The following is an 11,910-nucleotide window of genomic DNA, read 5'->3' as shown; positions in this document are numbered from 1 at the left end:
ATCTTCGACTGTAAAACGGTAGGCCGGACGTGGTCGATACAGCGTGGCGTAGCCATAGCCGACCACTTGTCCATCGTGCTCGGCCACCAGATACGGCAAACCATGGGCACAAACATCAGCGCGCCGTTGGCGCATCTGTTCAAGGGTCGGGGGTTCCAACTCAAAACTGGCCGAGCCATGGATCACGTGATGGGCATAGATCGCCAGCACCACGGGCATGTCGTCTTCATTGGCGTCGCGAAGGATCACGGGGTGAGTCATGGAAAGTCTTCATCAGGTCGTGGTTTTTTTTCGCCGCAGGCAGAAAGCGCTCAGGAACATGGCCCCGACCGGACAAATAGTGCCGCCGCTACAAAACAAATAAAAGCTATGATTAATCATCCTTCGCATAAGTAAAACTTTGCCATGCAGCACCTGAACCTTACCCACTTGTATACCTTTGCCCAAGTCATCCGACACGGGAGCTTTTCCGCCGCAGCCGAACGCCAGGGCCTGACGCAACCCGCTGTCAGCCTGCAAATCCGTCAACTGGAAACACGGCTGAACCTAAAGTTGATAGAGCGTGTCGGCAAGCGTCTAAAGCCGACGTCCGCGGGCAGTACGTTGCTTGAGCACATTGGGCGGATCGATGCCGTGGTCCAGGACGCTTTGCTCGACCTGTCCACTCACGCCCAGGGCATTGCCGGCAAGATTGCCATCGGCACCGGTGCCACCGCATGCATCCATTTGCTTCCCCCCGTTCTGCAAACCCTTCGCCGCAGGTTTCCTGCGTTGGATGTCAGGGTCAGCACGGGTAATACCGATGGGATCCTGCGCGCAGTCGAGGAGAACCGACTCGATCTTGCTCTTGTCACCCTGCCTGCCGCCGGGCGCAGTTTGTCGGTCAGCCCGTTGCTGGAAGACCCGTTCGTGGCGATCTTCAGCGCCGAGCAGGTGGATATACCGCATCAGCTGACACCGCAGTCATTGGCCAGCCTGCCTTTGGTGGTTTTTGAAGCTGGCAGCAGCACGAGGTTATTGATCGATGAGTGGTATCTGCAGGCCGGGCTGCGGGTCAAACCGGTGATGGAGCTCGGCAGCATCGAAGCCATAAAGGAGATGGTCGCCGCCGGGCTGGGCTACAGCATCGTGCCAGCCATGTCAGTGGCAGCGACTCATCATCGGCGAGGCCTGCGGATCGAGGCTTTGAAACCGCCGTTGAGCCGCACGCTAGGAATCGCGCTACGTCAGGATAAGCCATTGGGTAAGGCGCTGCGGCAAGTACTCGACGCCTTGCAGACGCTGGCGCCGGAGTCCAGTGACCACTTTCAACCCAAAGCGCGTACTGAGTTATCACCATCCTGGCCAACAGCCCCCTCCCCGCCCTGCGACCCGAACCTCAGATAGCCTGGCGAAATGCCCTAACTGGCCGCCGCCACCAACCCGCGTCGTTCCAACGCCGCTTGCGTCCCTTCAGAGTCCATCCGCACCAGATTCACGGGGATGGATTTCGCCGCCGGCGTGTTACTGCGGCTGTCCCGGTTCGCCAGTGGCAGCAGGCCGTTGGTCTCCGGGTAGTACGCGGCGCAACAGCCCTGCGGTACATCAAAGGGGATGACTTTGAAGCCAGGCGCGCGACGCGGCATTGTCATGTCCAGGGCCGTGTGAAGTTCGACGTAATCCCCTGCCTTGAGCCCCAGACGCTCGATGTCCTGAGGATTGAGCATCACGACCATGCGGTCTCCGTAGATATCGCGGTAACGGTCATCGTTGGAATACACCGTGGTGTTGAACTGGTCATGGCTGCGGATCGTCATCATTTGCAGATGATCAGCGCCCGGTGGCGTGTCATCCTCATCGTAAACGCCTTCAGGGAAGAGGAAGTTGGCCTTGCCTGACTCGGTGTTCCACTTGCGGTCGCTGGCGCCATTGGGCAGGCGGAAGCCGCCGGGCTCGCGGATGCGCTGATTGAAGTCATAAAACTGCTCGGGCAGCACTTCTTCGATCTTGTCGCGAATGCGGGCGTAATCGCTCACGTAGCTGTCCCAATCCACATGGGGGTTGGGTGCAAGCGTCGCCTTGGCCATACCGGCGATGATTGCCACTTCGGAGATCAGGTGTTGGGACGCGGGTTCCAGCATGCCGGTCGAGCCATGCACCATCGACATCGAGTCTTCGACCGTCACGGTTTGCGCGACGCCGTTCTGCATGTCCAGCTCAGAGCGGGCTATGCACGGCAGCAGGAACGCTTTCTGGCCATGTACGGTTGCAGTGCGGTTGAGTTTGGTATTGACCAGCACGGTCATTTTCAAGCGGCTGACGGTCGGACAGACCACGTCGATATCCGGGATCGCCCGGAAAAAATTCCCGCCCATCGAAATGAACGCCTCGACCTCGCCGCGCAGCAACGCTTCACAGGCTTCGGCCACGTCATGGCCGCCTTTTCGGGACGCCTCGAAACCGAACACTTTGCTCATGCTGGCCAGGAACGGTTCGCCGGCTTTTTCGTAGATGCCCATCGTTCGGTCACCCTGCACGTTGGAGTGGCCGCGAATGGGGCACGCCCCCGCGCCCAGCTTGCCGATGTTGCCGCGTAACAGCAGCAGGTTGATGATCTGCTGCATCGCGTCGCCACCGCGCTTGTGTTGGGTGATGCCCATGCCCCAGCAGCAGATGACACGCTGCGAACGCATGTAGACCGCCGCCACATCTTCCATCGCCTGACGCGTCAGGCCTGAATGACGCTCGATGACCTCCCACGGCAGCTGTCGGCAGTAATCGGCGAAACGCTCAAGGCCGTGGGTGTGCTCTTCGATAAAGGCGACATCAAGCACACGTGGCAGCCCTTCGCGCTGAGCCGCATCGTCCGCTTCAATGACCACTTTGCAGATGCCCTGCATGGCTATCATGTCGCCGCCGATTCTGACCTGATGGTACTGTGAGCTGATCTTGACGCCGCTGCGACCGAGCATGTCGCGCGGGTCCTGTGGTGATGCAAAACGCACCAGGGCTTTTTCGCGCAGTGGGTTGAACGAGATGATGCTGGCGCCACGGCGTGCGGCGGCGTGCAGCTCGGACATCATGCGCGGACTGTTGGTCCCGGGATTCTGACCGATGATGAAGATGGCGTCGGCGTTCTCGAAATCCTCCAGCGTCGTGGTGCCTTTGCCTACGCCGATCGCCTCCGGAAGGGCCACGCTGGTGGTCTCATGGCACATGTTCGAGCAGTCGGGAAAATTGGCCATGCCGTACAGGCGGCCAAATAACTGATACAAAAACGCCGCCTCGTTTGAGGTACGCCCCGAGGTGTACAACTCCAGCTTCCACGGGTCGCTCAACTGACGCAGCTCTTCACCAATCTCGGCGAACGCCTCATCCCAACTGACCGGCAGGTATTTGTCGCTGCCCGCGTCATAGCGCATGGGTTCCGTGAGGCGACCCTGATCTTCCAGGTCATGATCGCTCCAGGTGGCCAGCTCACTGACGGTGTGTTGAGCGAAAAACTCGGGCGTGACTCGTTTTCTGGTCGACTCCCACGCCAGTGCCTTGGCGCCGTTCTCGCAGTATTCAAAGGTGTGCGGCTTCTTTGGGTCTGGCCAGGCACAGCTGGGGCAGTCGAAACCGTCCGGCTTGTTCATCGACAACAAGGTGCGGTTGCCCTTGAGCAGAACGTGCTGGTGCATCAAGTGCTTGCTGACTGCATTCAGCGCAGGCCAGCCCCCAGCGGCCGAACCGTCTGACTGTGAGCCTTGAAGCGGGGCCTGGGATTTTCTGGATTCAGACATTGCGTTGGTTCTCCCTGTTAATGCCCCTGAAGGCATGGTGCGTGTCTCTGTGATAAACACGGCCGCAGAGAATTCGCGCTGAACGACGAGCGTCGCCGACCAGACGGATCGGCCCCAGGTTCCGTCAGAAAGAACACCTGCAGATGAGCCGTTTTCCCTGCGCAGCGCACCGGAGCGCACCCACGTTGCGGCGTCAGCCCGCTGCCCTCCAACGTCAAGATTTCATACGGTTCAAGCCTTATCTGCCCGCCGACGTACACGAACCGTGGATCGATGAACTCCGAAGCAGCGCTTGATGGCAACCCTGCGGTCCCTATCCTGTTGAAGGTGTAACCCGTGAGTGTCCGCCATTCGAGAGTTCTCTATGAGCAGCCCCAAAACCCTCTATCAAAAGCACATTGACGCGCATACCGTGTGCGCGCTCGATGACCAGGGCCATGTCCTGCTGTACATCGATCGCCAGGTCATCAACGAATACACCAGCCCCCAGGCATTCAGCGGTTTGCGCGAGGCCGGGCGCAGCGTGTGGCGCCCCGGTACGGCGTTGGCGGTGGTGGACCATGTGAACCCCACCACGCCAACACGTACGGCGACGATGCCCGACGCGGGCGGTGCACTGCAGGTCTCTTATCTGGCCGAGAACTGTCAGGCGTTCGGTATCGAACTGCTGGATATTCTCGATAAGCGCCAGGGTATCGAGCACGTGATTGCCCCCGAGCAGGGGTTCATCCTTCCCGGCATGGTCATCGCTGCCGGCGACAGCCATACCACTACTTATGGCGCCTTGGGTGCCTTCGGCTTTGGCATTGGCACCTCAGAAATCGAGCACTTGCTGGCCTCGCAAACACTCGTCTACAAACGCCTCAAAACCATGCGGGTCACGGTCGCGGGCACCTTGGCCCCGGGGCTGACATCCAAGGACGTGATCATGGCGTTGATCGGTGAGATCGGCGCCTCGGGCGCCACGGGTTTCGCCATCGAGTTTGCCGGATCGACCATCGACGCCCTCAGCGTCGAGGCGCGCATGACGATTTGCAACATGGCCGTCGAAGCCGGCGCCCGGGGCGCCTTTATGGCGCCGGACCAGAAAGTCTTTGATTATCTTCAGGACAAGCCTCGCGCGCCCAAGGGTGAGCTATGGCGGCGTGCGCTGGAAGCATGGCGCCACTTGAAGACCGATGCCGGCGCCGTGTTCGATCGTGAGGTCACGCTGGACGTGGACGACCTGCAGCCGATGGTGACGTGGGGCACCAGCCCCGATCAGGTGGCCGCCATCAATACACAGGTCCCCGACCCTCAACAGGTCAGCGACCTCATCCTGAGGAGGGACATGCAGCGTGCCCTGACCTACATGGGCCTTGAGCCAGGCGAACCGTTGAATGAAGTCGTCATCAGCCATGCCTTCATCGGCTCGTGCACCAATGCCCGCATCGAAGACTTGCGTGATGCCGCCAGGGTAATACGTGGCAAGCGCGTGGCAACTCACGTGCGGGCGATGGTCGTACCGGGCTCGACCGAAGTTCGCGACCAGGCCGAAGCCGAGGGCCTGGCCACTGTTTTCCGGGACGCCGGTTTTGAATGGCGTCAGTCAGGCTGCTCGATGTGCCTGGCGATGAACGACGACGTGCTCGCGCCCGGCGACCGGTGCGCGTCCAGCACCAACCGCAATTTCGAAGGCCGCCAGGGCGCCGGGGCGCGCACTCACCTGATGAGCCCGGCGATGGTGGCCGCCGCCGCGATCAGTGGGCGCCTGACTGACGTTCGCCAATTTGAGGGGTGCTTATGAACATGAATCCATTCACCTGTGTGATCGGCAAGGCTGCGCCCATGCTGGCCGCCAATATCGACACAGACGTCATCATGCCCGAGCAGTTCCTCAAGGGCATCGACCGTAACGGGCTGGACCGGGGGCTGTTCTTCGACCTGCGCTTCTTGCCGTCGGGCCAGCCAGACCCTGCATTCGTGCTCAACCAGACGGCTTGGCAGGGTGCGCGCTTTTTGGTGGTGGGCCCTAACTTTGGCTGCGGCTCCAGCCGTGAGCATGCCGTTTGGGGTCTCAAACAGATGGGCATTCAGGCGCTCATCGGCAGCAGCTTTGCGGGCATTTTCTACGACAACTGCCAGCGCAACGGTGTGCTGCTGATCAGCCTTGAACCGGCCCTCGTGCAACGCATCGGCGACGTGGTCGGGCGCCCGGAAACGGCGGATATCACGGTCAACTTGAATGAACAAACCATTACCCTGGCCGGGCAGGAAGTCATCCCGTTCCAGATAGACACCCTGCGCAAAACCGCGCTGTTAATGGGGCTGGATGCGATTGGCAGCACCCTACAGCGCAGTGAGCAGATTCAGGCGTTCGAGCGCGAACATCTGGCGGCAAACCCGTGGCTGGCGTGACGCTAGCCGCTTCCCGACGACCGCTCCGACGGGCGCATGATGCTGTGCGCCCTCCTTCACTCAAATCGACAACGCCGCGAAGTGCGCCTGGATGAATTCGACACACGCTCTCAACTTCCCCGAATGGGCAAGCCGGGTTGGGTAGACCGCCCACACGTTGGCGCTTTGTCCGTAGTCATGCAGCACTTGAATCAGCTTGCCTTGCTCCAGCAAAGGTTTGACATCCCACAGCGAACGCAGCAAAACACCTCGCCCATGCAACGCCCACTGCAACACGATCTCGCCGCTGTTGGATGACAGCGGCCCTTTTACCCGCACGCTCTCCTGCGCCCCGTCGCGCTCCAGCACCCACACCCCGAATGCGTTATCGCGCTCTTTCAGGACGAGGCATTCGTGCTGCTCAAGATCCGCCAACTGCCGGGGTATTCCATGGCGCTCCAGGTAACCGGGGGCGGCGCACAAGACGCGACGATTGCTGACCAGCTGACGCCCGATGTGCTGACCGGGAATGTCATCGCCCACGCGGATTTCCAGGTCGAACCCTTCGCTGACGATGTCCACCACGCGGTCGAAAAGGTCCAGACGGACCTCCAGCTCCGGGTAACGATCGGCCAACAAGGCCAGCGCGGGTGCCACGTGGTTGCGACCAAAGCCGAAGCTGCTGCAGATGCGCAGCCGGCCGCGCGGGCTGTCATGGGCGTCTACCAACTCATCGGAGAGATGCTGAAAGTCTTCCAGAATGCGCGCCGCCCAGTCTCTCGCCCGCTCGCCATCGTCAGTCAAGGTGATACGGCGGCTGGTGCGATGCAGCAGACGGGTCGCCAAGGTGCTTTCCAGGATCTGGATGCGCTTGCTGACGTAGGCCGCCGACACGCCCAACTCGTCGGCAGCCGCTGCGAAGCCGGCCTTGCGGATCACGGTCAAAAACACCCGCAGGTCTTCAGGGAGGGGCATGGAGCCTTTCTTGTAAGTCATCTCGGGAAGCAGGTGGCGGCATGAACGGCGAGAATAGCACCGCCATAACAGGCGGTGACTGGACCCTTCGGGTTCACGGGCTTAATCGGCGGCAACCTGCGGGGTCAGCGTCGTCGCAGCCACAGCCCCTCGGCGGATGGCGACGGGCGCACGTTGGCGGCGATCCAGTGCGCCTTCCCAGCCCGCGATGACCAGGGCGGCGACCGCATTGCCGATGCGAGGGCGGTGTCAGGCGACTTGGCTAGAGGGGTGTAGCGAAAAAACCCAGCACTTTTTCCAGCAACAACTCGGGCACTTCCTCGGCGATGTAATGGCCGCAGGGCAGCGCCTCACCGCGAACGTCTTTGGCGACTTGCTGCCACTCTTCAAGGGGATCGAAACAGCGCCCCACCGTGCCTTCTGCGCCCCACAGCACCAACAACGGAAGCGCCAGATGATTGCCTGCGGCGATAGCGGCGCGATCGTGCTCCAGATCGATGCCCGCCGAGGCGCGGTAATCTTCACAAATGCCCCGCGCACTGCCCGGCCGTTGCAGGCAGCGCAGGTACTCGGCAAACGCCTGGTCGGTGAACGGTTCAAGGCCCGCACTGCGGCTGCCCATGACACTGCGCAGATAGAGCTCGGGATTGGCCTCGATGAGGCTCTCCGGCAGCGGTGCCGGGCGAATGAGGAAGAACCAGTGCCAGTAGGCTCGCGCGAAGGCTTCGTCGGTCTGCGCGTACATCGACAGGGTGGGCGCGATGTCCAGCAACACCATTTGCCGGACTGCCTGCGGATGGTCCAGCACCAGGCGATGCGCCACCCGCGCCCCGCGGTCATGGGCCAGCACCCTGAACTGCGCAAAGCCCAACGACCTCATCAACTGGACAGCATCCAGCGCCATTTCACGCTTTGAATAAGAGAAATGCTCGTTGTCGGCGGGTGGCCGGTCGCTGTCCCCGTAGCCGCGCAGGTCGGCAGCAACCACGGTAAAGACCTCAGCCAGCTGCTCAGCGACCTTGTGCCAGATAACGTGAGTCTGCGGGTGACCGTGCAACAGCAGCAGCGCCGGGCCGCTGCCGCCGATTTGGTAACTGATGTTCACGCCATTCACCTGGCGTTGTTGTTTCTGGAAACCAGCAAACATGATGCGACTCCGTAAAGGTGCTGGCTGAATCCTGCGATCAACCGGCGTCAGTCGCAAGATGCCAAGCGTGGAGGCACAGTTTATGAACTGTGTAGGAAAGGAGCTTAGCCTGAACTGCTGATGAGCTTTTCAACCACGAATACCTGGCCTCAGAAAGGCCTGGCTCGTCCATTGGTCCCGGCCCGGGCCGTATGGCACCCATACGTTGCACCGGACCCAGGCCTCATTGGTCTATCGCAGAATGAAAAAGATCAGAGCCATACGGATGATTCCAGGGCAATCCAAAGGGGACAGCTCCGCCTTTGAATCCAACTCATCGCCTCAATAACCAACACCCCGAACACCGCCCGAAGCGCGGATGGATTCGCCTGTGACCCAATGCGAGTCTTCGGAGGCCAGAAACACCGCCAACGGCGCGATATCTTCAGGCTCACCGAAACGACCTAGCGGCGTCCCTGCAAGAATTTTCTCGCCTAGCTCACCGGCGAAGTTGCCGTCAGTGGCTGGTGTATTGGTATGCCCTGGCAGGATCGAGTTAACCCGGATCCCACGCGCGCCCAACTCCCGGGCCAATGCAAAGGTCAGCGTATCGACCGCGCCCTTGGTTGCCGAATACACGCTCGACGCCAAGTAAGGGTCGGTGCTGAGGATCGAGCTGATATTGATAATGCTGCCGTTGGCACCCAACAGTTTGACGGCCTCTCGTACCGCGAGAAGGTAGCCGAGCACATTCAGGTTGAATTGCTTATGGAACGCTTCTTCCGTCAGGTCATCGATCATCTGGAACACCGCGACACCGGCGTTGTTGACCAGAACATCCAGGGTGCCGTAGGTCGATCGCACCGTTTCAAACAAACGCACGACATCCGCTGCCTGGCTCATGTCCGCCTGTACGGCCATAGCTGAGCCGCCTTGCTCGATGATGTGGGCCACCACCGCATCGGCGTCGGCTTTGCTGGCCGCGTAGTTGACGACAACCGTTGCCCCGTGTGCACCCAGCGCCCGGGCAATCCCGGCGCCTATGCCTTTCGATGCGCCGGTGACAACTGCAATTTTTCCTACGAGTTTCATGATGTGACCTTTTCAAGGGAGGTGATATGAGGCTTCGTTGCCGGGTCATGATCGACCGCAGTGCAACGAGCCCCGTGTCACCAGTATTGAGGTCGCCAAGGCTGCGGCGTTTGCCGGTTATTCGCACATCCTTGCCTATTCTTCTCAGCTGGCTTGCCATGCCGTGGGATATCGCTCACGGTGCGAGGCATGGAAAAACCAATCGCGGAACTGCGCCGCATCGTGATGCGCGCACAAGACAAGTGGACTGAAACTGGACTGCCCCGAGTGGCCATGGTCCGCGCCGAGGCGTGCGCAGATCAGGTGTACCAGCCGATGCTGCATCTGGTGCTTCAAGGCATCAAAACGCTTTCGATCGGAAAAGAGGTGTCCCGGTATACGGCGGGGACCTACTTTCTGGTGCCAGTCGACGTACCCGCGACGGGTCAGATCCACACGGATGCACAGGATCAGCCCTATCTGGCGGTCAGCCTTACCCTGGATGCCGATGTGATCGCGAGCTTGCTGATGGATGAGGGAAAGGCGCCGAGGGCGCCCCAAAACACGTGCTTCGAGGGCGTGCCCGCCACCGCGCAAATGCTCGATGCATGGCTACGCATGATGCGGCTCATGGATTGCCCGCATGAGGTTGCGGTGCTCGCACCAATGATCGAACGCGAGATTCTGTTCCGCGCGTTGCAGGGTCCGCTCGGTGGCATTCTTCGCGACGTGGCACGGCCGGATGGGCGGATGACCCAGATCCGTCGTGTTACCCAGTGGATTCGCGAGCATTACACCGAGCCTTTCCGCGTCGAGCCACTGGCGCTGATGTCAGACATGAGCGTTGCCGCCTTCTACCGGCACTTCAAATCGGTGACGGCCATGACACCGATTCAATATCAGAAACGCCTGCGCTTGCTGAGGGCTCGTTGGCTGCTGCTGTTCGATACGCTGGACGCGACGTCCATCGCCTATACGGTAGGGTATGAAAGCGCCTCGCAATTCAACCGAGAATACGCGCGCTTGTTTGGCCTGCCGCCCGCGCGGGATGCAGCGAGATTCAGGCCCCCTGCCCCCGCCACAAAGCTTACCGCCGCCTCATGAGCGCCAAAGCCAACGCTAAAAGTCGGTGATGACTGTCCCCGCAATGCTCTGGGCAAAACCATCCCCGAAGACCTTGGCCGGTGTCGCAAAGCCCGGCAGACGTTCACCGTTCAATACCCGGCGCGCAGCTTCCACCGCTGCCAACGGCGTATAGGAATAGCCGTTGACGGTTTCGATCACAGACCTTGCGGTTGTTCCATCAGCACCCATGACTTCAACCACTGCGCGCGCCCGATGCGCGTCCCGTTGCTCTGCCGTAGGCCCATCAGGCAACAGGGACAGATCACCCTCTGGAAACGCATCGCCTGCGATATGCACAAACATGGCGATATTGGGGATGCCGGTCGAATGCCAAGCGGTGACCAGGTCACCGAAAGACAGCGGCACACACAGGACAGGCCCTTGGCCAAAGTCAAAATGCCGTGGGGTGGCATCCGGGGTCGCAATCAGTTCGCCATCGACCCGTGCCAGCAGGCCTGCGCCGAGGATCTCACTGACGCTCATGGCCGAGCCACGAGACATCGATCCGGGCACCTGAAGCGCGATGCTCAGCGCAGTTGGCTTATCCACGCGCCTGGCAGCCTGCACCGCCAGCGAATCCGTGGGCACGACATCCCAGCCAACGCCCGGCAGCAGCATCACGTTGCTGGAAGCGGCCTGAGCGCCCAGTTTCTCGGCCAGCCGGTAAACATTGATTTCGGCGGTGATGTCCAGGTAGTCGACACCGGCGACGATGCACGCGCGCATCAAAGGCTCTGCGGTGTGCGCAAATGGCCCGGCGAAGTTTAGTAATACCGAGACACCCGACAGAAAGCTCTGAATATCCGCATCGGTATCGAACACTCGATAAGGCACGTCCAACTGCGCAGCCAGGCCGGCAAGCCGCTGATGGCTACGCCCGGCGATTTCGACATTCAGACCGAGCGCTTTGGCCCGTTCCGCCGCCATACGACCGGTATAGCCCGTAGCGCCGTAGATCAGAAGTGTGCTCATTGGACGTGCTGCCATGTTTTATAGACGAATTCCAGGCTGTACCCATCCGGGTCCAGCACATTGGCCGCGTAGTAATCGGGGTCATAGTGCAACCGGGCACCTGGCGCGCCGTTATCGACGGCGCCCTGCGCTATGGCAGCGGCATAGGCAGCGTCAACTTCTGCCTTGTTGTTGGCGACGAAGCCCACGTGTGCAGCGCGTCCTTCAACGACACCTTCACGTAACCAGAAAAACATCCGCCCATGGGCGCCAAAGCCTTTGAGGTCCGGATGCCCCGGTGGGCCGTCCTTGCCGTGGTAATCCAGGCGCGCGGTGATGCCCAGCTGGGTGAGTACGGCTTCATAAAAAGCAGTGGAACGAGCGATGTCGCTTACCGACAAAAACAGATGATCGAGCATGGTTAAACCCTCGCGTGTTCAGATGTTGTAGCCGCCGGCGACTTCGACGGTCTGGGCATTGATCCAGGCGCCCTCTTCGGACAGCAGCATGGCAATGACCCGC

Annotated in this window: 9 protein-coding genes and 3 pseudogenes; 4 read left to right on the top strand and 8 right to left on the bottom strand. The window is 60.8% G+C overall.

Features of this window, described 5'->3' with window-relative positions:
• Positions 1–261, bottom strand: a pseudogene (locus VF672_RS08200) (N-acetyltransferase family protein); the annotation flags it as partial.
• A gap of 144 nt (positions 262–405) precedes the next feature.
• Between VF672_RS08200 and VF672_RS08195 the strand changes: the two are divergent.
• Positions 406–1,284 (top strand): annotated as a pseudogene (locus VF672_RS08195) (LysR family transcriptional regulator); the annotation flags it as partial.
• A gap of 116 nt (positions 1,285–1,400) precedes the next feature.
• On the opposite strand, the gene VF672_RS08190 reads toward VF672_RS08195, so the two are convergent.
• Positions 1,401–3,764 (bottom strand): FdhF/YdeP family oxidoreductase, encoded by a 2,364-nt coding sequence (locus VF672_RS08190; RefSeq protein ID WP_331103479.1) that lies wholly within the window; start codon positions 3,762–3,764, stop codon positions 1,401–1,403.
• A 364-nt stretch (positions 3,765–4,128) separates the two neighbouring features.
• Here VF672_RS08190 and leuC point away from each other — a divergent pair, with 364 nt between their 5' ends.
• Both leuC and leuD read left to right on the top strand, forming a co-directional pair.
• Complete coding sequence (leuC, locus tag VF672_RS08185; protein ID WP_331103477.1) at positions 4,129–5,550, top strand: 3-isopropylmalate dehydratase large subunit; 1,422 nt, start codon at positions 4,129–4,131, stop codon at positions 5,548–5,550.
• Positions 5,547–6,161, top strand: coding sequence for a 3-isopropylmalate dehydratase small subunit (gene leuD / locus VF672_RS08180; protein WP_331103475.1), 615 nt, complete (start codon positions 5,547–5,549; stop codon positions 6,159–6,161). Before leuC ends, leuD begins: the two co-directional genes overlap by 4 nt.
• A gap of 60 nt (positions 6,162–6,221) precedes the next feature.
• Here leuD and VF672_RS08175 read toward each other — a convergent pair whose 3' ends face one another.
• The 3 genes from VF672_RS08175 to VF672_RS08165 form a co-directional block, all read right to left on the bottom strand.
• Positions 6,222–7,136, bottom strand: a complete 915-nt coding sequence (locus VF672_RS08175) for a LysR substrate-binding domain-containing protein (RefSeq protein WP_414705584.1) — start codon at positions 7,134–7,136, stop codon at positions 6,222–6,224.
• Between the two features lie 241 nt (positions 7,137–7,377).
• Positions 7,378–8,262, bottom strand: coding sequence for an alpha/beta hydrolase (locus tag VF672_RS08170; RefSeq protein WP_331103471.1), 885 nt, complete (start codon positions 8,260–8,262; stop codon positions 7,378–7,380).
• A gap of 321 nt (positions 8,263–8,583) precedes the next feature.
• Positions 8,584–9,333: a glucose 1-dehydrogenase gene (locus VF672_RS08165; protein ID WP_331103469.1), complete on the bottom strand. Its 750-nt coding sequence runs from the start codon at positions 9,331–9,333 to the stop codon at positions 8,584–8,586.
• A gap of 189 nt (positions 9,334–9,522) precedes the next feature.
• Between VF672_RS08165 and VF672_RS08160 the strand changes: the two genes are divergently transcribed.
• Positions 9,523–10,416, top strand: a complete 894-nt coding sequence (locus VF672_RS08160) for an AraC family transcriptional regulator (protein WP_331103467.1) — start codon at positions 9,523–9,525, stop codon at positions 10,414–10,416.
• Positions 10,417–10,431: 15 nt separating this feature from the next.
• Here VF672_RS08160 and VF672_RS08155 read toward each other — a convergent pair whose 3' ends face one another.
• From VF672_RS08155 to VF672_RS08145, 3 genes and pseudogenes are all read right to left on the bottom strand, one after another.
• Complete coding sequence (locus VF672_RS08155) at positions 10,432–11,409, bottom strand: saccharopine dehydrogenase family protein (protein WP_331103465.1); 978 nt, start codon at positions 11,407–11,409, stop codon at positions 10,432–10,434.
• Positions 11,406–11,807 carry a VOC family protein gene (locus VF672_RS08150; protein WP_331103463.1) on the bottom strand — a complete coding sequence of 134 codons (402 nt, stop codon included), beginning with the start codon at positions 11,805–11,807 and terminating at the stop codon, positions 11,406–11,408. Before VF672_RS08150 ends, VF672_RS08155 begins: the two co-directional genes overlap by 4 nt.
• 18 nt (positions 11,808–11,825) lie before the next feature.
• Positions 11,826–11,910: pseudogene (locus VF672_RS08145) on the bottom strand (3-oxoacyl-ACP reductase); the annotation flags it as partial.

This window comes from Pseudomonas sp., from assembly GCF_036387035.1.
Lineage (GTDB): Bacteria > Pseudomonadota > Gammaproteobacteria > Pseudomonadales > Pseudomonadaceae > Aquipseudomonas.
This window is presented reverse-complemented; position numbering and strand designations above follow the sequence as displayed.

What these genes read in the sequence shown, in the direction of transcription:
- VF672_RS08190 (WP_331103479.1), bottom strand. Translation starts at nt 3,764, where the DNA reads ATGTCTGAATCCAGAAAATCCCAGGCCCCGCTTCAAGGCTCACAGTCA.
- leuC (WP_331103477.1), top strand. Translation starts at nt 4,129, where the DNA reads ATGAGCAGCCCCAAAACCCTCTATCAAAAGCACATTGACGCGCATACC.
- leuD (WP_331103475.1), top strand. Translation starts at nt 5,547, where the DNA reads ATGAACATGAATCCATTCACCTGTGTGATCGGCAAGGCTGCGCCCATG.
- VF672_RS08175 (WP_414705584.1), bottom strand. Translation starts at nt 7,136, where the DNA reads ATGACTTACAAGAAAGGCTCCATGCCCCTCCCTGAAGACCTGCGGGTG.
- VF672_RS08170 (WP_331103471.1), bottom strand. Translation starts at nt 8,262, where the DNA reads ATGTTTGCTGGTTTCCAGAAACAACAACGCCAGGTGAATGGCGTGAAC.
- VF672_RS08165 (WP_331103469.1), bottom strand. Translation starts at nt 9,333, where the DNA reads ATGAAACTCGTAGGAAAAATTGCAGTTGTCACCGGCGCATCGAAAGGC.
- VF672_RS08160 (WP_331103467.1), top strand. Translation starts at nt 9,523, where the DNA reads ATGGAAAAACCAATCGCGGAACTGCGCCGCATCGTGATGCGCGCACAA.
- VF672_RS08155 (WP_331103465.1), bottom strand. Translation starts at nt 11,409, where the DNA reads ATGAGCACACTTCTGATCTACGGCGCTACGGGCTATACCGGTCGTATG.
- VF672_RS08150 (WP_331103463.1), bottom strand. Translation starts at nt 11,807, where the DNA reads ATGCTCGATCATCTGTTTTTGTCGGTAAGCGACATCGCTCGTTCCACT.